Below are 26,799 nucleotides of genomic sequence, written 5' to 3'. Positions count from 1 at the left end.
GCGCGCCCTGCCCGACCCGCCGGGCCCCCGCGGGCGGGGTGCGGGGAGCATGACCGGGGTGAGACCCGACCTCGCCGACGTCCTGGCCTCCGCCGCCGTGGTCCGCCTGCCGCTGCGCACCCGGTTCCGCGGCCTGCTGGAGCGCGAGGCCGTCCTGCTGCGCGGCCCCGCCGGCTGGGGGGAGTTCGCGCCGTTCGACGGGTACGGCCCGCCCGAGGCCGCCCGCTGGCTCGCCGCGGCGCTGGAGGCCGCCTGGCAGGGGCCGCCGCCCGCCGTGCGCGGGCACGTCCCCGTCAACGCCACCGTCCCCGCCGTGCCCGCGGCGCAGGTGCCGCAGGTGCTGGCCCGCTTCGAGGGGTGCACCACGGCGAAGGTGAAGGTCGCCGAGGCCGGGCAGTTCCTCGCCGACGACGTGGCGCGGGTGCGGGCCGTGCGGGAGGTGCTGGGTGCCTCCGGCCGCATCCGCGTCGACGCCAACGGGGCCTGGAGCGTGGAGGACGCCGCCCGGGCCCTGGCCGCGCTGGCGGCGAGCGGGCTGGAGTACGCCGAGCAGCCCTGCGCGGACCTCGCCGACATGGCGCGGCTGCGGGTGCGCCTGGCCCGGGACGGGGTGGACGTGCCGCTGGCCGCCGACGAGAGCATCCGCCGCGCGGAGGACCCGCTGCGGGTCTCCGCCGCCGGTGCCGCCGACGTCGTCGTCCTTAAGGTCGCCCCCCTGGGCGGGGTGCGCGCGGCGCTGGCAGTGGCGCAGGCGTGCGGCCTGCCGGTGGTGGTCTCCAGCGCGCTGGACACCTCCGTCGGGCTGGCGGCGGGCGCCGCGCTGGCCGGGGCGCTGCCCGGGCTGCCGTTCGCGTGCGGGCTGGGGACCGCAGCCCTGCTCGCGGCGGACGTCACCTCCACACCGCTGCTGCCGCGGGCCGGCTCGGTGCCCGTCACCGCCGTGGCGGCCGAGCCCGCGCTGCTGGCCGAGCACGCGGCCCCGCCGGAGCGGCAGCGGGCGTGGCGGGAGCGGATCGCCGCCTGCTGGGAGCTGCTGCCCCGCTGAGCGCCTCCCCGCGGGGTGTGCGGGTGCGCCGCCGGGCGGGCGGGCGCACGATGGGCCGGTGCGCCCCGTGCCCCTGCCCGCCGGTCCCGGCCGGGAGTCGGTCTGGGACTACCCCCGGCCCCCGCGCCTGGAGCGCAGCACCCGCCGCGTCCTGCTCACCGCCGGCCCGCCCGGCCCCGGCGGGGACGGCCCGCTGGTGCTGGCCGACACCACGCGCAGCCTGCGGGTCCTGGAGACCAGCCACCCGCCGGTGCACTACGTCCCCCGCGAGGAGCTGGACGTGTCCCTGCTGCGCCCGGCGCGGGGGCGCAGCTGGTGCGAGTTCAAGGGCGGGGCGGAGTACGTGGACCTCGTCGGCCCCGACGGCAGCCTGCTCGCCGCCGACGCGGGCTGGACGTACCCGCACCCGGAGCCCGGCTACGAGGAGCTCGCCGGGGCGGTCGCGTTCTACCCGGGGCGCCTGACGAGCTGCCGCCTCGACGGGCACCTCGTGCGGCCGCAGCCGGGCGGCTTCTACGGCGGGTGGATCACCGACGACGTGGTCGGGCCCTTCAAGGGAGGATCCGGCACCACCGGCTGGTGAGGGCTCAGGAGCCCTGGGGCCGGGGCCGCACCAGGTTCGTGATGCGGGCGGTGCACACCCTGCGGCCCTGCTCGTCGGTGATGACGACCTCGTGGCTGCACACCGTCCGGCCCAGGCTCAGCGCGGTGGCGGTGGCGGTGACCACCCCGGAGGAGACGCTGCGGTGGTGGGTGGCGTTGATGTCCGTGCCGACGGCGACGGCGTCCGGCCACACGTGCAGCATCGCGCCCACGGAGCCGAGGGTCTCCGCCAGCACGCAGCTCGCCCCGCCGTGCAGCAGGCCCATGACCTGCGTGTTGCCCTCCACCGGCATGGTCGCGACGACCCGGGAGGCGCTGGCCTCGAGGAACTCGATGCCCATGCGCTCGATGAACGTGCTCACCGGGAAGGGCAGCTCGGGCAGGGGGCTCTGCGGTCCGCTCACCCCGGGCACCCTGCCACACCGGCCCTGCGGATCCGGCGTCGCGGCCCCTCCCGCGGGCCCGGGAGGCGGGGCAGGATGGGTCCCGTGGACACGGCGGGGCAGGCGGCGCTCGTGGGGCGCCTGGCGCGCGGGTACGCCCGGCTGCTCGGGGCCCGCCACGAGCGGCACGGCGACCTGCACGTCTGCTGGGGCCTGCCCCGCCGCGCCTACCCCCGCGGCGGGGTCACGCTCGGCGACACCTACCTGACGGGCTCCTCGCCCGGCACGCGCACCGCGCGGCGCCTGCGGCACGAGCTGGTCCACGTCGGGCAGTGGCGCCGGTTCGGGTTCTCCTTCGCGTGGCGCTACCCCCTCGCGGGCCGGCGCGCGGTCCGCAACCGCTTCGAGGTCGAGGCGGGCCTGGCCGACGGCGGCTACCTGCCCGACCGGCCCCCGCGGCCCTGACGGGTCCCACCCGGCGGGCCGGCGGACGCCGCCGGGGGGTCAGCCGAAGGTGCGGGCCAGGCGCGCCGGGATGGGGGAGGGCACGGCGATCACGGCGCGGTCGTCGAACCACATGAGGCTCACCAGCCCGAACTGGCGGGCGCGCTGCTGGCACAGGACCAGCGCCTGCTCGCTGCGGGCGCTGTTCGCGGTGTTCTCCCCGCCCAGGTGCGCACCGGCGCGCGGCGCGATGCGGGCCAGGTAGCCGATGGGGCTGACGTCGCGGTCGGAGGTGCCGAACTCGGGGCCGTCCAGCCAGGTGGCGTAGGCGACGTAGCGGCGGGCCGGCTCGGCGGCGCGGTAGGCGGCCACCCGGCCGGTCAGACGGGCGAAGTCCACGCCCTGCACGAGCTCGGAGTAGCGGGTGCTGCTGCGGCGCAGGCCGTTCGCGGCGGCGGCGGCCTCGTCGCCGGGACGCACCCCGTAGGAGGGGAACATCAGCTGCAGGTCGCCGGAGAAGGCGCCGCGCACGGCGGTGACGAGGAAGTCCTGGTAGCCGGCGAGGCTGTCGAGGTACCAGCGCAGGAACGCCGCGTCCCTGGTGGCGGAGCGGGGGGAGATCCCGGGGCGGTAGCCGCGCACGGGGGAGGAGGCCTGGGCGGCGGGGCTGAAGGCCCACCAGCTGCCGACGGCGGCGTGGCGGGAGCGGTCGGTCGGCAGGCGCAGCTCGCCGGTCAGCAGCCCGCCGACCCGGACGGCGGTGAAGGCGTCGCGGCCCAGCGCTGCGCCGAGGGCGCGGACGTAGTCGGCCTGCGCGGCGCGCACCTGCGGGTTCCACACCGCGTCGGCGACGTTCTCGCCGGAGGCGCTGGTGTTGCCGAACGCGGTGCCGAACTGGTCCACGAAGCGGGCGCCGGGGAGCTGGAACACCCAGCCGGGGGTGTACTGCAGGCCCGTGTCGAGGACGACGGCCAGGCCCCGGGCGCGGTACTCGGCGTGCTGGCGGCGCAGCTCGGCGACGTAGGGGGCGGACAGGGCCGCGCCCGGCGCCGGCTGCGCACGGTCCCAGTGGGCCTGCAGCATGACCGTGGTGAGCCCGGCGGAGGCGATCTGCGGGGCCCAGCGGCTGTCGGAGCCCAGGACGCCCAGCGACCGGGCGGGGGCCGCGGCGGCCGCGCCGGGGGTGACCACGACCGCCAGGACGCTCAGCGCCACCGCGAGCACGACCTGCAGGGCGCCCACCCGTCCCCGCGTCGTCGCCGGGACGGTGCTGCTGCGCGCGAAGGTCATGCCTCCTCCTCGGTACGGGGAGTGTGGTGCTGAACACGCACCCTGGCACCCCTCACACCGCCGGTCTAACCGGGCGGAGGGCGACACGCCGCGCCCTCGTCCGAACAGGTGGTGATTGCTGAAGTTCACCCCTACCGGTCCCGATCCCTCCAGGGAGCTGCTAGTGCGCCCGCTGCGTGGCGCCGCGACCGAAGGAGGAGGACATGACCGAGGACCTGGACGTCCTGGCCGGAGCGGACGGAGCCGCGCCCGCGGCGACCCCCTCCGCCCTCATGCCGAGGCAGGCCCGCCGCGCCGGGGACCGCGCCCCCGCGGACCGCGCCCCCGGGGACCGCCGCAAGCCCGCCGTCGCCAGCCTCGACCTCGTCATCCCCGCCTACAACGAGGAGGGGCGCATCGGCCCCACCCTGGAGGCCATCTGCCGCCAGATCGCCGCGTCCCCCTACCGGGTGCGGATCCTCGTCGTCGACAACGGCAGCGTGGACGCCACCGCCGACACCGTCGACCGCGTCGTCGCCACCGGCGTGCGCGTGCAGGTCATCGGCTGCAAGGACAAGGGCAAGGGCGCCGCCGTGCGCGCCGGCGTCGCCCACGCGAGCGCCGAGTACGTCGGCTACGTCGACGCCGACCAGTCCACCCCGCCGGACGCGCTGCTCACCGGCATGGCGATCCTCACCAACGGCTGGGACGCCGTCATCGGCTCCCGCCGGGTCCTCGGCGCCCGCTACGTCGTCCCGCAGCCGGTCGTGCGCCGCCTCGGCAGCCGCGTGTTCAACATGGCCGCCTCCACCGTCGTCGGCCGCATCAGCGACACCCAGTGCGGCATGAAGCTGTTCCGCACCGCGGCCGCCCGCGAGGTGTTCGCCGCCGCGCGCCTGACGGGCTTCGCGTTCGACGTGGAGATCCTCGCCCGCTGCAACGCCGCCGGGCTCAAGATCATGGAGATGCCGGTCGAGTGGTCCGACGACGAGGGCTCCACCCTGCGCCCCGTGCGCGACGGCCTGGGCGCCTTCGCCGAGCTGTACCGCGTCCGCCGCATGCTGCGCGCCGGCCGCTGACCCACCACCCACCACGCCCCCGGCGGGNNNNCCCGCCACCACCGGCCACCCGCCGCGGAAGGACACCACCGTGCTCGTCATCACCAACTGGCGTGACTCCCGCCACCCGGAGGCGGGCGGCGCCGAGGTCGTCTGCCACGAGCTGGCGGAGCGCTTCGCGGCACGCGGCGAGGACGTCGTCCTGCTCTGCGCGGCCGTCGCGGGCGCCCCCCGGGCCGAGGAGCGCGACGGGTACCGCATCGTGCGCGCCGGCGGGCGGTTCACCGTCTACCTGTTCGCGCTGCTGTGGCTGCTGCGGCACCGCCGCCAGGTCACCGGCGTCGTGGACTCCCAGAACGGCATCCCGTTCTTCACCCCGCTGGCCGTGCGCCGCACCACCCCGGTCCTGCTGCTGCTGCACCACATCCACCAGGACCAGTTCGAGAAGTACTTCCCCGCCCCCGTCGCCGCGTTCGGCCGCTGGCTCGAGGGCCCGGCCAGCCGCTTCGTCTACGGCCGCCGCGGCATCGTCACCGTCTCCCCGTCCACCCGCACCGGCGCCCGCCGCCGGCTGCGGCTGCGCGGCGACATCTGGGTCACCCCGCCGGGCTGGTCCGTCACCGAGTCCGTCCGCACGGACCCGCCCGCCCGCACCGCGCACCCGTCCGTGGTGTGCCTGGGCCGCCTCGTGCCGCACAAGCGCACCGAGCTGGTCGTCGAGGCCTTCGGCGCCGTGCTGCGCGAGCACCCCGAGGCCACCCTCACGGTCGTCGGCCGCGGCCCCGAGGCCGGGCGCCTGCACCGCCTCGCCGCCGACCTCGGCCTCACCGGCAGCGTGACGTTCCGCGACGACCTCGACGACGTGCAGCGCGACCGGGTGATGGCCTCGGCGTGGCTGACCGTCAACGCCTCCCAGGGCGAGGGCTGGGGCCTGTCCGTGGTGGAGGCCAACGCCCTCGGCGTGCCCGCCCTCGCGTTCCGCCGCCCCGGCCTGCGCGACTCCATCGTCCCCGGCGAGACCGGCTGGCTCCTCGACGACGACGCCGACCTCGGCGCCGCGATCGCCGGCGCGCTCGGCGAGCTGCGCGACGAGGGCTCCGCCCGCCGCACGGCGCAGCACGCCCGCCGCTGGGCCGCCCGCTTCACGTGGGACGTGATGACCGAGCGCATCGGCCACGCCCTGGCCTCCGAGGCCCGCCGCCTGTCCCTCGGCGAGGACGACCAGCGCGTCTCCTCCGACCTGTCCACGGTGGTCACCCTCCCCGTGCGCGTCCTGCCGGAGAACTGGCGCTCCGCCGTCCGCGACACCGACGTGTGGGAGCTCACCGGCGACACCGTCACCATTCTGTGCCGCAGCGCCGACTCCCAAACCGTGGAGAAGCTGCTGGGCCGCCTCGGCGTCCTCGACACCGCCGAGCTCGGCGAGGGTTTCTCCGTGTCGGTCGCCCGCACCGCCGACCTGCTGCGGCTGTCCTCGCCCGGCGCCGGCAGTGCCTGAGCAGCGCGGTCCCCGGCGCGGCCTGCGCCGGGGACCGTCCGTCCCCGCGCCCGTCGCCTCGAAGGTCGTCTGGAACTTCCCCCGGCCCTTCGTCGCGGAACCCCCGCCGCCCCTGAAGCCGCTGCGCCCCGAGGGGGAGCGGGTCCCGGGGGCGCGGGCCCCCCGCACCGTCCGCCCCGCCGCCGTCGCGGCGCCCGCCGGTGACCTGCTGCCCCGCCACGAGGACCCGTCCCCGGAACCGGTCGCGGCCGCGGACCCCGCCGCGCGGCCCGCGTGGCTGCGCCGTCCCTGGCTGCTCGCCGTGCTCCTCGGCGTCGGTGCCCTCGTGGTGCGCCTGTGGAACATCGACACCGCCTACAGCGTGTTCATCGACGAGGCGACGTACGTGGAGATCGCCCGCAGCGTCGGCAACGGCGAGGGCGTGAAGCTGCACGGCGAGCCGTTCATCCTGCACCCGCCGCTGTCGTTCCTGCTCATGGGCGTGGCGTCCTGGTGGTCGGGGGAGCAGAGCATCCTGCGTCTCGTCCTGGACCTGCGCCCGTACGCGGCGGTGTTCGGCGCGCTCGCGGTCGTCGTGACCACCGCCGCGGTGTGGGCGGCCGGCGCCCGCCGCGCCGCCGTCGTCACCGGCCTGCTGCTGGCGCTCGACCCGTTCGGCCTCTCGTTCGACGGCCGGGTGATGCTGGAGTCCACCGCGCAGGTGTTCGCGGCGCTGACGTTCCTGGCGCTCGTCCTCGCCACCCGCGACGGCGGCACCGGCCGGTGCTGGCCCGCCGTGGCCGCCACCGCGGGAGCCGCCACGTTCGTCACCAAGGAGACGTTCGGGCTCGTCGTGTGCGCGGCGATCTTCCTGCTCTTCCTGCTGCGGGTCGGCCTGCCCCGGCGCGCCACCCTGATCGCCACGGCCGGCGCGTCGGCCGGCTACCTGGCGGTCAACGGCGTGGTGGCCTCCGCGGTGGGCCTGGGCGTGTGGTGGGAGTCGCGCACCGCGGGCCTGGCCCGGCTGCTCGGCACCCACAAGATCACCGGTTTCGGCGCCCCCGGTGTGAAGGTCAGCCTGTGGTCGCGCGTCGCCGACCTCGTCGGGGAGTTCGGCGTCAGCTACCTGCTGCTGGCCGCCGGCGGCCTCGGCGCGCTGCTGGTGCTGTTCCTCGCCCGGCGCCGACCGGACTCCTGCGAGCGGCTGTTCGGCCGGGCCCTCGTGCCCGGCGCCGTCGTGCTGTCCGCCTGGACCGTCGCGGCGTGCTGCTACCTGGCCTACGCCGTGGGTTTCGGGTCGCTGGAGGAGCAGATGTTCTACATCCCCCTCGCCCCGTGCGTGGCGTCCAGCGCCCTGCTGGGCGTGGCGTTCCTGCGCCGCACCCGGGTCCGCCGCGTCGCCGGCTGCGTCGCGCTCGCCGCGGCCCTGGCGGTGCAGACCGTGCAGTACGTGCACGTCCGCACCCAGCCCGACGCCGCCTACCTGGACTTCATGGCGTGGCTGCCGCAGCACGTCGCCCCGGGCAGCCGCATCGCCGCCACCGAGGAGACCGCGCAGTTCATCGTCGAGGACCAGCAGGTCGGGCAGTGGAACACCCTGGAGCAGATCCGCGAGCAGCGTGTCGACTACGTGCTCATCGCCTCCGTCCTGGTGGACCAGGGCTACGGCCTCGCCGGCCCGGAGTTCGCCGCCCAGCTGGACCAGCACGGAACCCTCGTCGGCAGCTTCGGCGGCCGCTCGTGGGGCCACCTCAAGATGTACGACGTCCGCGCCTACACCGGAGGCTCCCGATGAGCGCCCTGAGTTTCCCCTCCCCGCGCGGCACGCGCCCCCGCGTCCTGCACCTGGGGTACGAGGACCCGCGCAAGCCCGGCGCGGGCGGGGGTTCCGTGCGCACCGCCGAGATCAACTCCCGCCTCGCGGCGGAGTTCGACGTCCTCGTGGTGTGCGCCCCGTTCCCCGGGTGCGAGCCGTACGAGCAGGACGGTGTGCGGTACGCCCACGCGGGCGTCGGGTCCACCTACAACGCGCAGGTCATGAGCTACTTCGCCGCGCAGCCGGCGGTCGTGGCCCGGACCCGCCCGGACCTGGTGGTGGAGGACTTCGGTGCGCCGCTGTCCACGTTCGGCCTGCCGTGGCTGACCCGCCGCCCCGTCGTCGGCGTCGTGCAGTGGTTCTTCGCCGAGGAGAAGGCGGCGCAGTACCGCCTGCCGTTCGGCCACGTCGAGCGCGTGGGGGTGCGGGCGCACCGCTCCCTCGTCGCCGTCTCCGACGACCTCGGCGCGCGGCTGCGGGAGGCGAACCCCGCGGCGGCCGTGCACGTCGTGCCCAACGGCCTGCCGCCGGAGGCGTTCGCCACGCCCCGCCCGGCCCGCGGGGGCGGCGACCTGCGTTTCCTCGGCCGCATCGAGGACGCGCAGAAGGGCATCGGGATGCTGCTGGAGGCGTACGCGCGTGTCGCCGGGCGCCTGTCGCAGGACCTGCTGATCGCGGGGGAGGGCCCCGACACCGCCCGCATGCAGAAACTGGCCGCGGAGCTCGGGATCGCCCACCGGGTGCGTTTCGCCGGCACCGTCGGCCTCGCGGAGCGGTTCTCCTGGCTGGCCGCCGCCGACGCCGTCGTCATGCCCAGCCGGTACGAGACGTTCGGCATGGTGGCCGCGGAGTCCCTGGCCGTGGGCACCCCCGTCGTCGCGTTCGACATCCCGTGCCTGCGCAACCTCGTCGGCGACGAGGTCGGCCGGCGCGTGCCGGCGTTCGACGTGGACGCCCTCGCCGGTGCCGTCGCGGAGCTGGGTGCCGACGCGGGCCTGCGCGCCCGCCTCGGCGCCGCCGGCCGCGACAGCGTCGCGCACCTGACCTGGGACCACGCCGCGCACGCCCAGGCGCAGGTGTACCGCGCCGCGCTGGAGACCGCCCGCCCGACCCGCCGCCCGACCGTGAGGAACCCGCGATGACCGACCTGGACCTGCGCCCGGCCGCCCCCGCCCTGCCGCGGCCCCGCGCCCGGCGGCGGTACCCCTCGTTCCTGCACCTGCTGCAGCGGCGCGCCGCCGCGCAGCCGGACGCCGCCGCCGTCGTCGACGACGCGGGCACCGCCACCTACGCGGAGCTCCTCGGCGCCGCCCGCCGCGTCGCCGGCGCCCTCGCCGCGCGCGGGGTCGGCACGGGCGACACGGTCGGGGTGCAGCTGCCCCGCACCCGCGAGGCCCTCGCGGTGTTCCTCGGCGCCATGCTCGCCGGGGCCGCATACGTCCCGCTCGACCCCGCGCACCCCCTGGCCCGGCGCCGGCAGATGGTCGCCCGCGCCCGCTGCGCCGCCCTCGTCGTCGACCCGCTCGCCGCCGACCGCGGCGAGCTGGCCGGCGACACCGTCCTGCTGGCCCCCGCGGACGTCCTCGCCGGCCCGGAGGCCACGGCGCCCGCGATGCCCGCGGAGGACCAGCTCGCGTACGTGCTGTTCACCTCCGGCTCCACCGGCGAGCCGAAGGGCGTGCAGGTCACCCACGGCAACGTGGACGCCCTGCTGGCCTGGACCGCCTCCACCCTCACCGCGCAGGACGTCGTCCTCACCAGCGCCTCGACGTCCTTCACGTTCGACCCGTCCGTGCTGGAGCTCTACGGCACCCTCGTCCTCGGCGGCACCCTGCACCTGCTCGGCTCCGCCGTCGACCTCGCCGCCACCTCCCCGGAGCTGACGTTCCTCTTCAGCACCCCCTCCGTGCTGGGCGAGCTGGCCCGCGCCGGTGTGCTGCCGGGCACCCTGCGCACCGTCATGGTCGGCGGGGAGGCGCTGCCCGCCCCCGTCGTGGAGGCCGTGTTCCGCTCCTGCCCCGACGCGCGGCTGCTGCACGTGTACGGGCCCACCGAGGCCACCGTGTGGGTCACCTGCCAGGAGCTGCGCCGCGGCGACGGGCAGGAGATCCGCCTCGGCGCCGAGCTGCCCGGCACCCGCCTGTGGGTGCTCGCCGCGGACGGCACGCCCGCACCGGCCGGGGAGCCCGGGGAGCTGTGCATCGCCGGCGACCAGGTCGCCGTCGGCTACATCGGCCGCCCGGACCTGACCGCCGAGCGCTTCGTGCCGTGGACCACGCCCGACGGCGACCCGGAGCGGATCTACCGCACCGGTGACCTCGCGGCGCGCGACGCCGACGGCGGGCTGCGCTTCCTCGGCCGCATCGACCGGCAGGTCAAGCTGCGCGGGCACCGCATCGAGCTGGACGAGGTGCAGAAGGCCCTGCTGCACCACCCCGGCATCGCCGAGGCCGTCGTCGTCGTCGGCGGGGAGGGCGCCCTGGCCCACCTCGTCGCCTTCGTCGTCCTCGACCCCGCGGCCCGCGACCTGCCCGACGCGGAGCTGCTGGCACCGCTGCGCGAGCGCGTCGCCGGCTACATGGTGCCCTCGGTGGTGCGCCGGCTGGAGGAGATGCCGCGCACCGTCTCCGGCAAGGCCGACGCCAAGACCCTCGCCGAGCAGGTGCGGCACGGCTCCGCGGCCCCGGCCGCGCAGGACGCGCAGGCCGCGCAGACCGCGCTGACGGAGACGGAGCAGCTCGTCGCCGCCGCCGTCGCGGAGGTCCTCGGGCTGCCCACCCCGCCGGCGGCGGAGGCGGACTTCCTGCTGGAGCTGGGCGGCACGTCCCTGGCGCTGCTGCGCCTGCTCGGCGACCTGGAGCGCACCACCGGCACCCGTGTCGCCCTGGACGGCGTGCTCGCCGACCCGACCGTGCGGGGCATCGCCGCCCAGCTCGGCGGGACGGGCCCGGCGGCCGGCACCTGGCTGGACCGCGAGGCCCCCGGGGTGCCGCTGGTCCTGCTGCACGTCTACGTGGGCGGGCTGCTGAAGTACCGCTCCCTGGCCGGGCGCCTGGGCCGGCCCCTGCTGCTCGTGGACCCGCTGGCCGACGGCGGCACCACGCAGGGCCTGACGCTGCGCTCGATGGCCGAGCGCGCCGCGGCCGTCGTGCGGGAGCAGGTGCCCACCGGCCCGTACGTGCTGGCGGGCCACTCCGCCGGCGGGCTGCTGGCGCTGGAGGTCGCGCACGTGCTGCGCGAGCAGGGCGCCGAGGTCGCCGAGGTGGTGCTGCTGGACTCCCCGAGCATGCGCAGCCGCGCGGTGCACTACTGGGGCGAGGTCGTCCTGCACGCGCCGGAGTTCTGGCACGGCAGCTGGGCGGAGCGGGCCCGCAAGGCCGGGGTCATCCTCGCCAAGCGCTCGCGCGCGCTGCGCGGGGGCGCCGCCGCGCAGGGCGTCGTCTCCGCCGTGTACGAGCGGGAGAACGCCAGCACCGCGGCGGTCGTGCAGACCCGCAGCCGCGTCTACGACGGCCCCGTGAGCGTCCTGCGCACCGCGCAGGGCCGCGTCATGGCGCTGGGGCGCGCGGACCTGGGCTGGGCGGGGCTGCTCACCGGCCGGGTCCGGGTGCGCCGGGTCCCCGGCCTGCACAACGGGATCTTCGAGGCCGCGCACGTCGGTGCGCTGGCCACGGTGCTGCGCGAGCGCGTGGCCGAGGCGCTGGTCGAGTCGCAGGAGCGGGCCGAGCAGGCCCGCGGGACGGGGAACGCGCGATGAGCACCCTCGACCTCCCGGTGGTGGGCGTGCCCACCACCGGGAGCCGGTACCCCTCCTCCGTGGGGCACTCCTCCGTGGGGCGCCTCTCGTCCGTGGGGCACCTCTCCTTCGTGGAGCGGATCGCGGCGCAGGCCGCGGCCCGCCCGGACGCGGTGGCCGTCGCCGACGCCACGGGCGCGACGACGTACGCGGAACTGCTGGGCACCGCCCGGCGCGTGGCCGGTGCCCTCGCCGCCCGCGGGGTCGGCCCCGGCGACCGGGTCGGCGTGCAGATGGGGCGCACCCGCGCCACCGTCGCGGTGTTCCTCGGGACGCTGCTGGCCGGTGCGGCGTACGTGCCGCTGGACCCGGCGTACCCGGCGGCGCGCCGGCGCGCGATGGTGGAGCGCTCCGACTGCGCCCTCGTCGTCACCGACGGCACCCCCGCGGCCGGACCGGACGGGCAGCCCGGCGGGCAGGACGGGACCGACCCCGCGCGCCTCGTCGACGTGGCGCACCTGCTGGCCGGCGAGGCCCTGCCCGCGGTGCCGGCCGACCCCGCCCGCGTGGCGTACGTGCTCTTCACCTCCGGCTCCACCGGGGAGCCCAAGGGCGTGCAGGTCACCCACGGCAACGTCGACGCCCTCATCACCTGGGCGGTGGGCCTGCTGGGCCCGCAGGACGTGGCGCTGACCGGCGCGGGGATCTCCTTCAACTTCGACCCCTCCGTGCTGGAGCTCTACGCGACCCTGGCCCTCGGCGGCACCGTCCGGGTGCTGACCAGCCCGCTGGACCTGATCGGCGCCGACCTGCCCGTCACGTTCACCATGAGCACCCCCTCCGTCTCCTGCGAGCTGGCCCGCGCCCGGAGCCTGCCGCCGACGCTGCGGTACCTGGCCGTGGGCGGGGAGGTGCTCGGCGAGGCCGCGGCGCGGGAGATCTTCGAGGCCTGCCCCGACGTGGCGCTGCTGCACTCCTACGGCCCCACCGAGGCGACGGTCCTGGTGACCTGCCAGGTGCTGCGCCGCGAGGACCTCGCCGCGCGGGGCGCGGCCGGCATCCACCTCGGCGAGGTGCTGCCCGGCACGCAGGTGTGGGTCCTCGACGCCGACGGTGCGCCCCTGCCCGACGGGGTGCCCGGGGAGCTGTGCATCTCCGGGGACCAGGTCGCGCTCGGCTACATCGCCCGCCCCGACCTGACCGCGCAGCGCTTCCTCGGCTGGACGGCCCCCTCGGGCGAGCGGGTGCGGATCTACCGCACGGGTGACCGGGTGGTGCGCGACGCCGGTGGGGCGCTGCGCTTCCTCGGGCGCATCGACCGGCAGGTCAAGGTGCGCGGCCACCGCGTCGAGCTCGGCGAGGTGGAGCGCGCGCTGCTGGCCCACCCGGCGGTGTCGGAGGCGGCCGTCGTCGTCGCCGGGGAGGGGCCGCTGGCCCGCCTCGTCGCGTTCACCGTGCTGCGCCCGCAGGCCGGGGACGCCGGGGACGTCCCCGCCGACGCGGACCTGCTCGCCCCGCTCGTGGGGTCCCTGCCGCGGTACATGGTTCCCTCCGCGGTGCACCGGCTGGGGTCGATGCCGCTGGCCGTCACCGGCAAGGTGGACGCCGCGGCCCTCACCGCCCTGGCCGGTGCCGGGCGCGGCCGCGGGCAGGACGGCCCCGCCGCACCCGCCGGCTGCCCCGTGGACGTCGTGGCCGCCGCGGCCGCGGACGTCCTCGGCCTGGCGGGACCCCCGCGCGGCACCGACGACTTCCTCGCCGACCTCGGCGGCACGTCGCTGGCGCTGCTGCAGCTGCTGGGCCGGCTGGAGAAGGAGACGGGCACCCGCATCAGCATCTCCTCCGCCATGCGGGACACCACCGTCGGCGGGCTGGCGGCGCTGCTGGGCGAGACCGGCAGCGAGCTGGCGACGTGGCTGGACGCGGGCGAGGGCACCCCCGTGGCGCTGCTGCACATCTACCTCGGCGGCGCGCTGAAGTACCGCGCCCTGCGCGGGCGCCTGCCCGGGCACCCCGTGCTCGTGGTCGACCCGATGGCCGACCACACCGCCACCGCGGACGACGGCGGGCACCTGACGCTGTCGTCGATGGCGCAGAAGGCCGCCGCGACGCTGCGCGCGGAGGTCCCCTCCGGCCCGTACGCGCTCGTGGGGCACTCCGCGGGCGGGCTGCTGGCCCTGGAGGTCGCGCACGTCCTGCGCCGGGAGGGCCAGGAGGTCTCCGAGGTCGTCCTCATCGACACCCCCTCCCTGCACGACCGCCTCAGCTACCTGTGGGGCGAGCTGGTCCTGCACGCCCCGGAGTTCTGGGCGGGCACGTGGGCGCAGCGCCGGCAGAAGGTCTCCGTCATCCTCGCCAAGCGTTCCCGGACGGCGCGCCGGCGCCTGGCGGGGGAGGGCGTCGTCTCGGACGTGTACGTCCGCGAGGCCGCCGCCACCGCCGCCCTGATGCGCACCCGCCGGCGCGGCTACGACGGGCCGGTGACGATCCTGCGCACCCGGCAGGGCCGCGCGATGGCCCTGGGCCGCGCCGACCTCGGCTGGCGGGGCCTGCTGACGGGACGGGTCCGCATCCGCGAGGTCCCGGGCCTGCACACGGGCGTCTTCGACCCCGGCCACGTCGACGCGCTCGCCGCCGCCCTGCGCGAGTGCCTGCCCGGACAGGGGGACGCGTCGTGAGGCACGCCGGCCACGAGCAGCCGCAGGCGGCCTCCGCCCCCCGCCCGGCCCCCGCCGCACCCGTGGCGCAGGTGCCCGCAGCAGCTGCGGCGCAGGGCATCAGCGACCGCGCCGTGCAGCGGCAGGCGGCGCTGGTCTCGCTCGTCACGGTCGTCGTCTCGGCCGCGAACTACGGGTTCTCCCTGCTCGTGATCCGCCTGCTGTCCGCCGCGGACTACGTGCAGTACGCCTCCGTGCAGAGCCTGCTGCTCGTGCTCGGCACCGGCTGCATGGCCGCCGTGCCGTGGGCGGTGGCCCGGCACGTCGCCCTGTCCCACGACCCCCGTGCGGCGGGCGAGGCGCTGGGTTTCGGCCTGCTCGCCTCCACCGCGCAGGGCCTCGTCTTCGCCCTGCTCGCCCTGCTCGTGGTGGTCCCCGCCAGCGGCTGGGCGATGGGCGGGGTCACGGCGCTGGCCGCCCTCGCGCTGTCCCTGGTCGCCGCGCCCCTGGGTTTCCTCCAGGGCCGCCAGCGCATCGGCACCATCTCCTGGCTGCGCCTGCTGGAGACGGCCGTGCGGCTGGGTTCCTCGCTGCTGCTCCTGCTGGCCGTCGCGGCGAGCCCCACGGCACCGGTGCTGGGTTTCACCGTCGGCAGCCTCGTGCTGCTCGTGGTGGGCCTGGCGCTGTGCCGGGAGGGCTGGCCGCTGCTGCGCGCCTCCGCCGCGACGTTCTCGAAGCTGCTGCGGGAGAGCATGTCCCTGGCCGTGGTGCAGATCGCGCTGGCCGCCGTGGGGGTCGTGGACACGGTCGTCATCGTGTTCGCGGCCCTCGGCGACGGCCCGGCCAGCGCCTACCAGATCGCCGCGCTGCTGGGCCGGGTGCCGCTGTTCCTGTCCGCCGCGGTGGCGCTGAGCTACTACCAGCGGATCGCGGGCGCCGCGGACGAGGCGCAGGCGCGGGAGCGCGCCGCGGGCTCGCTGCGGCTGTTCGCGCTGCTGGGGGTGCCGGCCGCGGCGCTGCTGGCGGGTTTCCCGCAGGTGCTGCTGGAGCTGGTGGCACCGGGGCGCTCGGCGGAGGTCTCCGCGCTGCTGCACCTGACGGCGGTGACCGGCCTGGGCGTCGGCCTGCTGACGGTGCTGTCCACGGTGCACCAGGCGCGCGGTGAGTTCCGCCGCTCCGCGCGGGTGCTGGTGCCCGCGGCGCTGGTGCAGCCGGTGCTGCTCGTCGCCGCCGGGCACGCCTGGGGCGCGGCGGGTTACGCCGCGGCCGGGCTGGTCCTGGTGGCGGTGGTGCTGGCGCTGTTCGTGGCGGACCTGCGGGGCCGCTGGCTGCTGGCGATGGGCCGCGGGGAGTTCCTGCCCCTGGCCGCCGGTGCCGTGCTGGCCGTCGCCGCGCGCGGGGAGCCGTGGCTGTGGCCGGTGGCGGCGCTCGTGCTCGGGGTCGTCGGGGTGCGCGGGGTGCTGGGCGGTTCAGGTCCCGCGCAGGCCGGCGAGGAGCCCGGCCGGGTCGAGGGCGCCGGGGTCGAGGACGCGCACGCGCGGGGCGCGGGGGGCGAGGACGGCGGCGCAGGCGGCCGCTGACCCCGGCTCCAGGACGGCGTCGAGGGCGGGCGCCAGGTCCAGCAGCCAGGGGTGCGCGGGCGGGCGCAGCGCGGCGTCCAGCTGCGGCGGCCACGCCGAGAGGACACCCCCCGGGCCCGCGCCGGTCCCCCCGGTCCCGGGGGCGCCGACGACCAGCGCGGACGGCGGCACGGTGAGGCCGTGCCCGGTGGCCTTGAGCACCGCCTCCTTGCGCGCCCACCACAGCGCGCGGGCGGCGGGGCGCGCCCCCTCCGGCAGGGCGGCCAGCGCCGTCCGCTCCGCCGGGGCCAGCGCCAGGTCGTCGAACCCGGCGAAGGCCGTGCCCGCGTGCTCCTCCACGTCCACCCCGACGGGGCCGTCGGCGCCGGCCACCGCGAGCACCGCGCCCGCGGAGTGGGACACGCTCACGTGCACCCGCCGCCCGCCCGGCCCCGGCGCCACGACCACCGGCCGGCCGTGGTCGCCCGGCCCGCACTCCAGGCACTCCCGGCGCAGCCCGACCCCGCGGGCCTCCAGGCCCGTCCAGCGCGCCGCGAGCAGGCGCAGCAGGGCCCGGCCCGTCACCGCCCGCGCCACGTCCGGCGCGTTCCGCTGGCGCGCGGCCCGGGCGCGCTCGGCGTCGTCGAGGAGCGCGAGGACCTCCGGGGTGGCGCCGGGCGCGGCGACGGCGACCTCCAGGACCCCCGGCCCCGGTGCCGCGGGCTCCGCCGCCCGCGTCGTGTCCGCGTCTGCCGGCACCCCCCGACCGTAACGCGGGCGGTGCGCCGGGGGCAGACTGCAGCGGTGAACCCCTCGACGGCGCTGGCGACGGTCGTCGTCGACACCCTGGTGCGTCTCGGCGTGCGCGCGGTGGTCCTGTGCCCCGGCTCCCGCAGCGCCCCGCTGGCGTACGCCCTGGCCGCCGCGGAGGCCGCCGGGCGGCTGCGCCTGCACGTGCGCGTCGACGAGCGCAGCGCCGCGTTCTGCGCGCTGGGCCTGGCCCGGGCCCTGTCGGCGGAGGGGCCCGGCGGCGGGCTGGCGGCCGTGGTGACGACGAGCGGCACGGCGGTGGCGAACCTGCACCCCGCGGTGCTGGAGGCGCACTCGGCGGGGGTGCCGCTGCTGGTGCTCACGGCGGACCGCCCCCACGAGCTGCGCGGCACCGGCGCGAACCAGACGAGCGACGTGCAGGCCGCCGTGTTCGGGCGGGCGGTGCGCCTGGCGCTGGACGTGCCGGCGGCGGAGCTGCGCGCGGGGCAGGCCGCGGCGTGGCGCTCGTCGCTGGCGCGGCTGGTGGCGGCGGCGCGCGGCACCCGCAGCGGCGACCCCGGGCCGGCGCACGCGAACCTGGCGTTCCGCGAGCCGCTCGTGCCGGACGGCGACGGCCGGGCCGGTGGGGACGGCGGGAACAGCGGGGACGGGGACCTCCTGGGCACGGCGGGCCTGCCGGAGGTGGCGCCCGCGTCCGCGGCCCTCCCCGTGCCCCTGCCGCGCGGCCCGCGCACCGTCGTGCTCGCCGGGGACGGCGCGGGCCCGGGCGCCGCGGCGCTGGCGCGCTCGGCCGGCTGGCCGCTGCTCGCCGAGCCCGGGTCCGGCTCGCGCACCGCCGGCGCCGTGGGGCCCTACCGGCTGCTGCTGGACGTGCCGCACCTCGGCGGGCGCACCGAGCGGGTCGTGGTGTTCGGCCGGGCCACCCTGTCGCGGCCGGTGTCGCGGCTGCTGGCGCGCGCCGACGTGGAGGTCGTGGTCGTCTCCCCGGGCGGTGCCTGGCCGGACGCGGGTTTCCGCGCCTCGCGGGTGCTGCCGGCCGCGACGGTGGCCCCGGACGCGGGACCCGGTGCGGGGGAGGCGGAGTGGCTCGCGGGGTGGACGGGCGCGGGGGGCGCCGCGCAGCGCGCCGTCGACGGCGTGCTGGACGCACTGGCGGCCGAGGGCGTCGCCACCGGGCAGCTCGTGGCCCGCGCGGTCGCCGCGGCGTCCCGGCGCGATGGCGCCGCCCTGGTGGTGGCGGCCAGCAACCCCGTGCGGGACCTGGACCTGGCCGGCGGTGAGCTGCCGGTGCCGGTGTTCGCCAACCGGGGCCTGGCCGGGATCGACGGGACGCTGTCCACGGCGTCCGGGGTGGCGCTGGCGCGCGGCGGGCCGACCCGGCTGCTCGTGGGGGACCTGGCGTTCCTGCACGACGTCAACGGCCTGCTGGTGGGTCCCGGGGAGGCGCGGGCGCACCTGCAGGTGGTGCTCGTCAACGACGACGGCGGCGGGATCTTCGAGGTGCTGGAGCACGCCGACGCCGCACCCCGGGAGGTGTTCGAGCGGGTGTTCGGCACCCCGCACGGGGCCGACGTGGCGGCCCTGTGCCGCGGGTACGGGGTCCCGCACCGGCTCCTGGGGGTGGGGGAGCTGCCCGCGGCGCTGGCGGACCCGCCGCCGGGCACGAGCGTGGTGGAGGTGCGGGTGGACCGCGCGCGGGTGCGCCCGGTGCAGCGCCGCATCGCGGAGGCGGTGCGCGCCGCCGTGGAGGGCTGAGCTGGCGGGCTGAGGTGGCGGGGGTGCGCGCCACCGCGCCGGTCGCCTGCCACCATCGGCGGGTGAGCACCCCCGAGCCCGTCCGGGCCGACCTCGGCAAGCGCCCCGACGAGGTGTCGGCCATGTTCGACGACGTCGCCGAGCGCTACGACCTCACCAACGACCTGCTCTCCCTGGGGCAGGACCGGCGCTGGCGCCGCGCCGTCGTGCGCGCCGTCGACGCCCGCCCCGGTGAGCGCGTCCTCGACCTCGCCGCGGGCACCGGCACCTCCACCGAGCCCTTCGCCGACGCCGGGGTGCACGCCGTGCCGTGCGACTTCTCCCTGGGGATGCTCCGCGTCGGCAAGCGCCGCCGCCCCGACCTGCCCTTCGTCGCCGGTGACGGCACCCGCCTGCCCTTCGCGGACGCCACCTTCGACGCGGTGACGATCTCCTTCGGCCTGCGCAACGTCGTCGACCCCGACGCGGCCCTGCGCGAGCTGGCCCGCGTCACCCGCCCCGGCGGGCGCCTCGTCGTCGCGGAGTTCTCCACCCCGGTCCTGGTGCCGTTCCGCACGCTCTACCGGGAGTACCTCGTGCGCGCGCTGCCCGTCGTGGCGCGGCGTTTCAGCTCCCACCCCGACGCCTACGACTACCTCGCCGAGTCCATCCGCGCCTGGCCCGACCAGGCCGCCCTCGCCGCCCGGGTCCGGGTCGCGGGCTGGTCCGACGTCGCCTGGCGCAACCTCTCCGGCGGCATCGTGGCCCTGCACCGGGGCCGCCGCGCCTGACGCCCCCGCCCGCCCGCCCTTCTCCGGGTTCGGGCGGTCTGAAGGCACCGCGGGAGCGCCCGGACCCGGAGACGGGCGGGAGCGGGGCCACCCGGGAGCGCCCGGACCCGGAGACGGGCGGGGGGGAGCGGCATCCCGCGTCCACCTCCGGTTGCCGCCAGGAGCGCCCGGGGCGAGGGTGAGGTCGACCCGCGCCCCGTCCCGGGCGCGCCGACCGCGGAGGTTCCCGTGCCACCCGAGACGGACGACGAGCAGGGCCGCGAGGGTCCCGTGCAGCGGGTCGTGACCTCGACCAGGGCCGCGACGAGGGCGGTGGCCGGCGCGGTCGTCGACGCCGCCCGCTCCCTCGGCCCCGGCACCCCGCAGGACCTCCACCGCTGGCAGGTCGTCACCGTCCTGCGCGCCCCCGGGGAGGTCCTGCCCGGCGGGGCCCGGCCGCAGCCGCTGGCGGACCTCGGCGACGCCGTGGAGGTCGAGACCCGCCTCGCGCCCGGCGACCGCGGCACCGAGCTGGCCGCCCGGCTGCGCCCCGGCGCCGCCCTGCCCGGCGAGCAGGACGCGCGCCGGGCGGTCCGCACCGCGCTGCGCGAGTCGAAGATGCTGCTGGAGGTGGGCGAGATCCTGCGCCGGGACCCGCAGCCGGAGGGCACGCGGAAGGCGACCCCCACCGGGGCGCTGCTCGACGCCGTCGTCCACCGCTCGCAGGGGGAGGGTGCGCTGTGAGGGCGCTGTGCTGGAACGGGGTGAACGACCTGCGGGTCGAGGACGTGCGGGACCCGCAGATCCTCAACGACCACGACGTCATCCTCAAGGTGCGCCTCAGCACCGCCTGCGGCTCGGACCTGCACCTGCTCGGCGGGTACATCCCGTTCGTGCGCTCCGGGGACGTCATGGGCCACGAGTTCATGGGCGAGGTCGTCGAGGTCGGCAGGGCCGTGCGCAAGCACGCCGTGGGCGACCGGGTCGTCGTCACCTCGTTCATCGCCTGCGGGAAGTGCTGGTACTGCCGGGAGGAGCTGTTCTCCCTCTGCGACAACGGCAACGTGAACCCCGGCATCACCGAGGCCACCTGGGGGCAGTCGCCCGGCGGCTGTTTCGGGTACTCCCAGGCCGTCGGCGGCTACGCCGGTGCCCACGCCGAGTACGTCCGCGTCCCCTACGCCGACGTCGGTGCCTTCCCGGTCCCGGAGGGGATCCCCGACCTCTCGGCGCTGTTCGTGTCCGACGCGGTGTCCACCGGCTGGATGGGCGCCGACCTCGGCGGGGTGAAGCCGGGTGACGTGGTCGCCGTGTGGGGGGCCGGGGCCGTGGGGCAGATGGCCGCCCGCGCCGCGATGCTGCTCGGCGCCGCCCGCGTGGTCGTGGTCGACCGGCTCCCCGAGCGCCTCGCCCAGGCCCGGGACGTCATCGGCGCGGAGGTCCTGGACTACACCGACGTGGACGTCCTCGGGGAGCTGCGGGAGCTGTCGGGTGGGCGCGGGCCCGACGTGTGCATCGAGGCCGTGGGCATGGAGGCGCACGCGCAGGGCGTCCAGGGGGCCTACGACCAGGTGAAGCAGCAGCTGCGCCTGCAGACCGAGCGCGGGGCGCCCGTGCGCGAGGCGGTCATGTCCTGCCGCAAGGGCGGCACGGTCTTCGTCCTCGGCGTCTTCGCCGCGCTGATGGACAAGTTCCCGCTCGGGGCGCTGATGAACAAGGGCCTCACGCTGCGCGGTGCGCAGATGCACGGGCAGCGCTACGCGCCGATGCTGCTGGACCGCATCGCGCGCGGGGAGATCACCACCGACCACCTCGCCACCCACGTGATGCCGCTGGAGCGCGCCCCGGAGGGCTACCGCATGTTCAAGGAGAAGGAGGACGGCTGCGTGCGGGCGGTGTTCGACCCGGCGCTGTGAGACCCCGGGCGGCCGCGGTGGGCGCGGTGACGGCGCTCACGCCCGCGGGCACGGCAGGAACCCCGCCGGAGCCCTAGACTCGCTCGTGAAGCAATTCACGAAGTGCCCGCGGAGGACCCCGTGCGGGCGGGAGGCGGCGAGGACATGGCGCAGGCGCTGGTGGATCCCCCCACCGCTCCCGCACGCGGGGACGGGCGCGACGCCGACGTGATCGTGGTCGGTGCCGGCCCTGCGGGCAGCACCGCCGCCGCGTACCTGGCGGGCACCGGCCGCCGCGTCGTGGTGTGCGAGAAGACGTCCTTCCCGCGCGAGAAGGTGTGCGGCGACGGCCTCACCCCGCGCGCCGTGCGGGAGCTGGACCTCCTCGGCGTGCCGACCCCCCGCGAGGAGGGGTGGCTGCCCAACCGGGGCCTGCGGCTCATCGGCGGCGGCGTGCGGATGGAGGTGCCCTGGCCGGAACTCGCCGAGTTCCCCGGTCACGGTTTCGTGCACACCCGGATGGGCTTCGACGCGGCCCTGGTCCGGCACGCGCGCGGCCGCGGCGCGCAGGTGCTGGAGCGCACCGCGGTGACCGGCCCGGTGCTGGACGAGCGCACCGGCCACGTCGTCGGGGTGAGCGTGCGCGACGTCGACGACGCCGGGCGCCGCACCGGTCCCGAGCGCACCCTGCGCGCCCCCGTCGTGGTCGCCGCCGACGGCGTCTCCGGGCGGATGGCCCTGGCCCTGGGCATCCGCAAGCGCGAGGACCGCCCCCTCGGTGTGGCCGTGCGCACCTACTTCCGCAGCCCCCGCACGCACGACGACTGGATGGAGAGCTGGCTGGAGCTGCGCGAGGAGGGCCGGGAGGACCTGCTGCCGGGCTACGGCTGGGTGTTCGGGGTGGGCGACGGCACCAGCAACGTCGGGCTCGGCGTGCTGGACTCCACCGCCGGAGCGGGCCGCGTCGACTACCGGGAGCTGCTGCGGCGCTGGCTGAGCAGCATGCCGCCGGAGTGGGGCTTCACCCCGGAGGAGCAGGTCGGGCCCGTGCGCGGGGCGGCCCTGCCGATGGCGTTCAACCGCACCCCGCTCTACAGCCGCGGCCTCGTCCTCGTCGGCGACGCGGGCGGCATGGTGAACCCGTTCAACGGCGAGGGCATCGCCTACGCCATGCAGTCCGGGCGGATGGCCGCCGACGTCGTCGACGCCGCCCTGGACGCCCCCGGCGACCGCTCGCGGGAGCGGGTCCTGCAGGGCTACCCCGACGCGGTTCGCGCGGACCTCGGCGCGTACTACACCCTGGGACGTGTGTTCGTACTGCTCATCGGCCATCCGGAGGTCATGCGCGTGGCCACCCGCTTCGGCCTGCCCCGCGCGGGGGTCATGAAGCTGGTCGTGAAGCTCCTCGCCAACCTCGGCGAGCCCCGCGGCGGCGACGCGGCCGACCGGGTCCTCGCCGCCCTGACGCGACTGGCGCCGGCCGCATGAGCCGCCACCAGCTGCAGGCGCGGGTGCCGGCCGGCCCCACCGCCGGCGGGCTGCCCACGGCCGACGCGGACCTGGAGCCGTCGCTGCGGCGCGGCCTGGAGGTGGTGGAGGCGCGGCTGCGGGAGGCCGTCGCCAGCACCGACGCCCTCGCCGACTCCGCCTCCCGCCACCTCGTGGAGGCCGGCGGCAAGCGGGTGCGGCCCATGCTGACGCTGCTGGCCGCCCACCTCGGGGACCACCCCGCGGACCCGCGGGTGGTGGAGGCCGCCGTCGTGGTGGAGCTGACGCACCTGGCCTCGCTGTACCACGACGACGTCATGGACTCCGCCCCCACGCGGCGGGGTGCGCCGGCCGCCCACCAGATCTGGGGCAACAACGTCGCCATCCTCACCGGCGACCTGCTGTTCGCCCGCGCCTCGAACCTCGTGGCGGACCTGGGGCCGGAGGCGGTGCGCATCCAGGCGTCCACGTTCGAGCGGCTGTGCCTGGGGCAGCTGCACGAGACGGTGGGCCCGCGTCCCGACGAGGACCCGGTGCGGCACTACCTGCGGGTGCTGTCGGACAAGACGGCCTCCCTCATCGCCACCGCCGGCCGCTTCGGCGCCCTGTTCGCCGGCGCCGACGCCGCGACGGTCGACGTGCTGGTCCGCTACGGCGAGGACGTCGGGGTGGCGTTCCAGCTCGCGGACGACGTGCTGGACCTGACGAGCGAGGTCGCCGAGTCGGGCAAGCGCCCCGGCACGGACCTGCGCGAGGGGGTGCCCACCCTGCCGGTGCTGCTGGCGCGGCAGGCCGCCGCCGCGGGGGACGCGGCGGCCCGCCGGGTCGTCGACGTGCTCGACTCCGGGCGCCTGGACGACGACGACGTGCTCGCCGAGGCCGTCGCCCTGCTGCGCGCCCACCCCGCCACCGCGGCGGCGCGCGACGCCGCCCGCCGGTGGGCGCAGCGCGCCCGCGAGGAGCTGGCGCCGCTGCCGGAGTCCGCGGCGGCGCGGGCGCTGGCGACCTACGCCGACTCGGTGGCGGACCGGGTGGCCTGAGCCGGCACCGCGCGGGTGCCGGCCCCGGCCGGGTCGGCCTGAGCCGGGCCGCTCACAGGGGCGGGGGCAGCGGGTGCCCCTCCTCCGTGGCCCGCTCACCCGGGGACAGCGCCAGCACCACCGCGGCCACGAGCACCCCGAGGACCCCCAGGAACGCCGTCGGCTCCCACCCCTCCCGCACGCGGTCGCCGAGCAGCAGCAGACCCGCGAGGGCGGAGGCCACGACCTCCACGCCCCAGAGCATCGCGGCGGCCCGGCCCACGCCGCCGTGGTGCATCGCCGCGGCGTAGGCGCGGATGCCGAGCACCCCGGCGACGACCACGAGCCACACCAGCGGGTCGCTCAGCAGCTCCGGCAGGGGCGGGCCGTTTCCCGGTGGCCCGTGCCCGCCGGGAGGCCCGTTCGGGCCGGAGCCGGGCGGGGCGCCGGGCCGCTCGGCGTGCAGGGCGCGGGCGGCGACGGCGGCGCTGGAGAACGCCAGGCCCGCCACGACCGCGTACGCCCACCCGGGCAGGCTGCGCCCGCCGGGGCGGCGCTCGACGATCCCGGCGCAGACGTAGGCGACAGCGAGGACCCCGATCACCACCGCCAGCCCCACGGTGCCCGGCAGGCCGAGAGCGCTGGCGCGCTGCTCGTGCCCGGCCCCGCCCACCGCGGCCAGGGAGCACACCATCACGGCCACCGCCACGGCGTCGATGCGGCGCAGCCGGCTGCCCAGCACGAGGCGTGCCAGCACCACGGTCAGGGCCAGGGAGCCGGCGAGGATGGACTGCACCGCGAACAGCGGCAGGCGCTTGAGCGCCACGAGGGAGAGCAACCACGCCGCCCCGTCGCCGACCAGCGCCAGCAGGTACCAGGGGGAGCGGGCCAGGGCCGCCGCACCGGCGCCGTGGTGGCGCACGGCCACCGCCTGCAGGATCGCGGCGAGCGCATACCCGGTGGAGGCGCCGATCGCCGCCAGCAGGGCCGCCGTCACGTGCCCTCCCGTCCCCGTGGGCGCCGCCCGTCGCGGTACCCGCCGCGGCGAACCTACCGAGGTCGGCGCCCCGCGGCAGGTCGTGCCCCGTCGCGCCGGCGACGCCGCGGGGGCCTCAGCGGGAGAAGACCCACACCTTCAGCAGCAGGAAGTGCAGGATGCCGGCGCCGGCGTTGGCGGCGACGAGCACCGCGCTGCGCAGCCACGGGTCCATGCCGCTGCCCTCGGCGAGCGCGATGCAGCCGCTGGTCAGGGCCATCGACAGCAGGCACGTGAACAGGCCCTGGAGCTGGTGGCGGCCCACGTCGCGCCTGCCGTGCACGCCGAAGCTCAGGCTCCGGTTCCACGCGGTGTTCCACACGGAGGTCACCAGCACGGACAGGATGTTGGCGGGGTAGCTGCCGATGAGGGGCTCCAGCACCAGCAGGAGCCCGAGGTAGGCGCCGGTCGTCACGGCGCCGACGAGGACGAAGCCCAGCGCCTCGCGGGTCAGGCCGGGGCGGCGCCGGCGGCCGGGGTCGCGGCGCCCGCCGCCGGGCCCGCCGGTGCTGCGGGGGCAGGGCAGGGTGACCGCGGCGCCCAGGCGCCTGCGCGCCGACGCCGCAGGTCCGGGGGTCGTCCACGATCGCTGCATCGGGGAGGGAGTGCCCCGTCGCGTCCTTGATCACACCTCGGGGCCGGCGGGACCCTCCCGCAGGTGCCGGGCGAGGACCTCCACGGCGCCGGGGATCTGGTCCTCGGCCACGGCGCCGAAGCTGAGCCGCAGGTGGGGGGCGGGGGCCTCGCGGGCGAAGTAGCCGCGGCCGTCCCCGACGACCACCCCGTCGGCGCGGGCGGCGCGGGTGACGGCGGAGCTGTCCAGCGCGGCGGGCAGGCGGACCCACAGGTGCAGGCCGCCGCGCGGCGGGGGCGGCAGGCAGACCTCCGGTGCGGCGGCGGCCAGCCGCGCGGCGAGCAGGTCGCGGCGGCGCTGGAGCGCGGTGCGCAGCCGGGCGAGGTGGCGGGGCCAGCCGGGCGCGGCGAGCAGTTCCGCGGCGGTCTCCTGCAGCGGTCGCGGCACGAACAGGTCGTCGGCGGTGCGGGCCGCGCGCAGCCGCTCCAGGGCGGGGCCGCGGGCGACGAGCGCCCCGATGCGCAGGCTGGGCGCGGCGGGCTTGGACAGCGACGTGATGTGCACGACGTGCCCGTCGGGGTCGTCGGCGAGCAGGGGGGCCGGTGCGGCACCGTCCAGGGACAGGTGCCGGGCCCAGTCGTCCTCCACGACGAAGGCGTGGTGCCGGGCGGCGGCGTCCAGGACGGCGCGGCGGCGCGCGGCGCTGGTGACGGTGCCCGTGGGGTTGGCGTAGGTGGGCTGCAGGTAGACCAGGCGCGCGCCGGTGCGGGCGAGGAGGTCGTCGAGGAGGTCGGCGCGCACGCCCTCGGCGTCGGTGGGCACGGGGACGGGTGTCATGGCCGCGGCCTGCGCGGCGGCGATGGCTCCGGGGTAGGTGGGGTCCTCCACGAGCAGCGGGGAGCCGGGGGTGCCGATGGTCCGCAGCACGACGGACAGCGCGGCCTGCCCGCCGGGGACGACGAGGACCTCGGCGGGGTCGGCGTGCACGGCGGAGGCCAGCAGGCGGCGCAGCCCGGGGATCCCGGCGCTGGGGGCGGTGTCCCACGCGTCGCCGCGCCGGCCGGTGCGGGCGGCGGCGGCCTGCAGCTCCCGGCGCGGCTGCAGCTCGGGGGCGAGGTAGCCCCACGAGAGGGGCACGGCGCCGGGGGTGTGTCCGGGGTCGAGCGCGGTGGTGCGGCCGGCGTCGATGCGGGGCTCACCGAGGGCGACGGCCTGCCAGGACGGGTCGGGCTCGCGCCGCACGGGCCGGGGCAGGACGTAGGCGCCGCGGCCGGGCTCGGTGCGCACCAGCCCGGCGGCGGCGAGGGAGGCGAGGGCCCGGGCGACGGTGCCGGGGCCCGCGGCGAACTCCGCGCGCAGCTCGCGCGAGGACGGCAGCGCCTGCCCGGCGGGGGCGCCGCGCAGCCGGGTGGTGAGCTCGGCGGCGATCTGCGCACTCCTGCTACCGTCGTTCATGAAGCTGGAC

General features: G+C 77.7%; 22 protein-coding genes. 16 read left to right on the top strand and 6 right to left on the bottom strand.

Annotated features, from left to right (window positions below; translation table 11 throughout):
- Positions 1 to 49: 49 nt before the first annotated feature.
- Positions 50 to 1,045, top strand: coding sequence for an o-succinylbenzoate synthase (locus ACYQBY_RS16385; RefSeq protein ID WP_459644936.1), 996 nt, complete (start codon positions 50 to 52; stop codon positions 1,043 to 1,045).
- Between the two features lie 58 nt (positions 1,046 to 1,103).
- Positions 1,104 to 1,628: a DUF427 domain-containing protein gene (locus ACYQBY_RS16380; protein ID WP_459644935.1), complete on the top strand. Its 525-nt coding sequence runs from the start codon at positions 1,104 to 1,106 to the stop codon at positions 1,626 to 1,628.
- Positions 1,629 to 1,632: 4 nt separating this feature from the next.
- Here ACYQBY_RS16380 and ACYQBY_RS16375 read toward each other — a convergent pair whose 3' ends face one another.
- Complete coding sequence (locus ACYQBY_RS16375; protein ID WP_459644934.1) at positions 1,633 to 2,052, bottom strand: PaaI family thioesterase; 420 nt, start codon at positions 2,050 to 2,052, stop codon at positions 1,633 to 1,635.
- A gap of 75 nt (positions 2,053 to 2,127) precedes the next feature.
- Between ACYQBY_RS16375 and ACYQBY_RS16370 the strand changes: the two genes are divergently transcribed.
- A complete protein-coding gene (locus tag ACYQBY_RS16370; RefSeq protein WP_459644933.1) occupies positions 2,128 to 2,496 on the top strand; it encodes a hypothetical protein in 369 nt (122 codons plus the stop codon).
- Between the two features lie 39 nt (positions 2,497 to 2,535).
- Here the strand turns inward: ACYQBY_RS16370 and ACYQBY_RS16365 are convergent, their stop codons facing one another.
- Positions 2,536 to 3,765 carry a hypothetical protein gene (locus tag ACYQBY_RS16365; protein ID WP_459644932.1) on the bottom strand — a complete coding sequence of 410 codons (1,230 nt, stop codon included), beginning with the start codon at positions 3,763 to 3,765 and terminating at the stop codon, positions 2,536 to 2,538.
- Between the two features lie 203 nt (positions 3,766 to 3,968).
- Between ACYQBY_RS16365 and ACYQBY_RS16360 the strand changes: the two genes are divergently transcribed.
- The 7 genes from ACYQBY_RS16360 to ACYQBY_RS16330 all read left to right on the top strand — a co-directional run bounded on the left by ACYQBY_RS16360 (position 3,969) and on the right by ACYQBY_RS16330 (position 16,068).
- Complete coding sequence (locus ACYQBY_RS16360; protein WP_459644931.1) at positions 3,969 to 4,823, top strand: glycosyltransferase; 855 nt, start codon at positions 3,969 to 3,971, stop codon at positions 4,821 to 4,823.
- Positions 4,824 to 4,893: 70 nt separating this feature from the next.
- Positions 4,894 to 6,300, top strand: a complete 1,407-nt coding sequence (locus ACYQBY_RS16355; RefSeq protein ID WP_459644930.1) for a glycosyltransferase family 4 protein — start codon at positions 4,894 to 4,896, stop codon at positions 6,298 to 6,300.
- A complete protein-coding gene (locus ACYQBY_RS16350) occupies positions 6,293 to 8,074 on the top strand; it encodes an ArnT family glycosyltransferase (protein ID WP_459644929.1) in 1,782 nt (593 codons plus the stop codon). Before ACYQBY_RS16355 ends, ACYQBY_RS16350 begins: the two co-directional genes overlap by 8 nt.
- Positions 8,071 to 9,237 carry a glycosyltransferase family 4 protein gene (locus ACYQBY_RS16345; RefSeq protein ID WP_459644928.1) on the top strand — a complete coding sequence of 389 codons (1,167 nt, stop codon included), beginning with the start codon at positions 8,071 to 8,073 and terminating at the stop codon, positions 9,235 to 9,237. The genes ACYQBY_RS16350 and ACYQBY_RS16345 overlap by 4 nt, the downstream gene beginning before the upstream one ends.
- Complete coding sequence (locus ACYQBY_RS16340) at positions 9,234 to 11,852, top strand: amino acid adenylation domain-containing protein (protein WP_459644927.1); 2,619 nt, start codon at positions 9,234 to 9,236, stop codon at positions 11,850 to 11,852. The genes ACYQBY_RS16345 and ACYQBY_RS16340 overlap by 4 nt, the downstream gene beginning before the upstream one ends.
- A complete protein-coding gene (locus ACYQBY_RS16335) occupies positions 11,849 to 14,509 on the top strand; it encodes an amino acid adenylation domain-containing protein (protein ID WP_459644926.1) in 2,661 nt (886 codons plus the stop codon). The genes ACYQBY_RS16340 and ACYQBY_RS16335 overlap by 4 nt, the downstream gene beginning before the upstream one ends.
- Positions 14,506 to 16,068: a lipopolysaccharide biosynthesis protein gene (locus ACYQBY_RS16330; protein WP_459644925.1), complete on the top strand. Its 1,563-nt coding sequence runs from the start codon at positions 14,506 to 14,508 to the stop codon at positions 16,066 to 16,068. The genes ACYQBY_RS16335 and ACYQBY_RS16330 overlap by 4 nt, the downstream gene beginning before the upstream one ends.
- Here the strand turns inward: ACYQBY_RS16330 and ACYQBY_RS16325 are convergent.
- Positions 15,958 to 16,806: a 4'-phosphopantetheinyl transferase family protein gene (locus ACYQBY_RS16325; protein ID WP_459644924.1), complete on the bottom strand. Its 849-nt coding sequence runs from the start codon at positions 16,804 to 16,806 to the stop codon at positions 15,958 to 15,960. The two genes, ACYQBY_RS16330 and ACYQBY_RS16325, sit on opposite strands and share 111 nt — an antisense overlap.
- 45 nt (positions 16,807 to 16,851) lie before the next feature.
- On the opposite strand from ACYQBY_RS16325, the gene menD reads away from it, so the two are divergent.
- The 6 genes from menD to ACYQBY_RS16295 all read left to right on the top strand — a co-directional run bounded on the left by menD (position 16,852) and on the right by ACYQBY_RS16295 (position 23,745).
- The gene (gene menD, locus ACYQBY_RS16320; protein WP_459644923.1) at positions 16,852 to 18,573 is read left to right on the top strand and encodes a 2-succinyl-5-enolpyruvyl-6-hydroxy-3-cyclohexene-1-carboxylic-acid synthase; all 1,722 of its coding nucleotides are present in this window, start codon (positions 16,852 to 16,854) and stop codon (positions 18,571 to 18,573) included.
- Between the two features lie 62 nt (positions 18,574 to 18,635).
- Positions 18,636 to 19,343, top strand: a complete 708-nt coding sequence (locus ACYQBY_RS16315) for a demethylmenaquinone methyltransferase (protein ID WP_459644922.1) — start codon at positions 18,636 to 18,638, stop codon at positions 19,341 to 19,343.
- 228 nt (positions 19,344 to 19,571) lie between these two features.
- On the top strand, positions 19,572 to 20,066 hold the full coding sequence (locus ACYQBY_RS16310; protein ID WP_459644921.1) for a hypothetical protein: 495 nt from the start codon (positions 19,572 to 19,574) through the stop codon (positions 20,064 to 20,066).
- On the top strand, positions 20,063 to 21,238 hold the full coding sequence (locus ACYQBY_RS16305) for a zinc-dependent alcohol dehydrogenase (RefSeq protein ID WP_459644920.1): 1,176 nt from the start codon (positions 20,063 to 20,065) through the stop codon (positions 21,236 to 21,238). Before ACYQBY_RS16310 ends, ACYQBY_RS16305 begins: the two co-directional genes overlap by 4 nt.
- Positions 21,239 to 21,382: 144 nt before the next feature.
- Positions 21,383 to 22,705, top strand: coding sequence for a geranylgeranyl reductase family protein (locus tag ACYQBY_RS16300; protein WP_459645111.1), 1,323 nt, complete (start codon positions 21,383 to 21,385; stop codon positions 22,703 to 22,705).
- Positions 22,702 to 23,745 carry a polyprenyl synthetase family protein gene (locus ACYQBY_RS16295; RefSeq protein ID WP_459644919.1) on the top strand — a complete coding sequence of 348 codons (1,044 nt, stop codon included), beginning with the start codon at positions 22,702 to 22,704 and terminating at the stop codon, positions 23,743 to 23,745. Before ACYQBY_RS16300 ends, ACYQBY_RS16295 begins: the two co-directional genes overlap by 4 nt.
- A 52-nt stretch (positions 23,746 to 23,797) precedes the next feature.
- On the opposite strand, the gene ACYQBY_RS16290 is transcribed toward ACYQBY_RS16295, so the two are convergent.
- From ACYQBY_RS16290 to ACYQBY_RS16280, 3 genes are all read right to left on the bottom strand, one after another.
- Complete coding sequence (locus ACYQBY_RS16290) at positions 23,798 to 24,721, bottom strand: hypothetical protein (RefSeq protein ID WP_459644918.1); 924 nt, start codon at positions 24,719 to 24,721, stop codon at positions 23,798 to 23,800.
- 115 nt (positions 24,722 to 24,836) lie between these two features.
- Positions 24,837 to 25,355, bottom strand: coding sequence for a GtrA family protein (locus ACYQBY_RS16285; RefSeq protein WP_459644917.1), 519 nt, complete (start codon positions 25,353 to 25,355; stop codon positions 24,837 to 24,839).
- 30 nt (positions 25,356 to 25,385) lie between these two features.
- On the bottom strand, positions 25,386 to 26,789 hold the full coding sequence (locus ACYQBY_RS16280; RefSeq protein WP_459644916.1) for an aminotransferase-like domain-containing protein: 1,404 nt from the start codon (positions 26,787 to 26,789) through the stop codon (positions 25,386 to 25,388).
- Positions 26,790 to 26,799 lie beyond the last annotated feature (10 nt).

The sequence above is a fragment of the Kineococcus anabasis genome (assembly GCF_054590795.1).
The sequence above is the reverse complement of the archived record's forward strand: the minus strand, read 5'-3'. Positions and strand labels throughout refer to the sequence as shown.

What these genes read in the sequence shown, in the direction of transcription:
- ACYQBY_RS16295 (WP_459644919.1), top strand. Translation starts at nt 22,702, where the DNA reads ATGAGCCGCCACCAGCTGCAGGCGCGGGTGCCGGCCGGCCCCACCGCC.
- ACYQBY_RS16300 (WP_459645111.1), top strand. Translation starts at nt 21,383, where the DNA reads ATGGCGCAGGCGCTGGTGGATCCCCCCACCGCTCCCGCACGCGGGGAC.
- ACYQBY_RS16385 (WP_459644936.1), top strand. Translation starts at nt 50, where the DNA reads ATGACCGGGGTGAGACCCGACCTCGCCGACGTCCTGGCCTCCGCCGCC.
- ACYQBY_RS16360 (WP_459644931.1), top strand. Translation starts at nt 3,969, where the DNA reads ATGACCGAGGACCTGGACGTCCTGGCCGGAGCGGACGGAGCCGCGCCC.
- ACYQBY_RS16340 (WP_459644927.1), top strand. Translation starts at nt 9,234, where the DNA reads ATGACCGACCTGGACCTGCGCCCGGCCGCCCCCGCCCTGCCGCGGCCC.
- ACYQBY_RS16365 (WP_459644932.1), bottom strand. Translation starts at nt 3,765, where the DNA reads ATGACCTTCGCGCGCAGCAGCACCGTCCCGGCGACGACGCGGGGACGG.
- ACYQBY_RS16280 (WP_459644916.1), bottom strand. Translation starts at nt 26,789, where the DNA reads ATGAACGACGGTAGCAGGAGTGCGCAGATCGCCGCCGAGCTCACCACC.
- ACYQBY_RS16285 (WP_459644917.1), bottom strand. Translation starts at nt 25,355, where the DNA reads ATGCAGCGATCGTGGACGACCCCCGGACCTGCGGCGTCGGCGCGCAGG.
- ACYQBY_RS16370 (WP_459644933.1), top strand. Translation starts at nt 2,128, where the DNA reads ATGGGTCCCGTGGACACGGCGGGGCAGGCGGCGCTCGTGGGGCGCCTG.
- ACYQBY_RS16345 (WP_459644928.1), top strand. Translation starts at nt 8,071, where the DNA reads ATGAGCGCCCTGAGTTTCCCCTCCCCGCGCGGCACGCGCCCCCGCGTC.
- ACYQBY_RS16335 (WP_459644926.1), top strand. Translation starts at nt 11,849, where the DNA reads ATGAGCACCCTCGACCTCCCGGTGGTGGGCGTGCCCACCACCGGGAGC.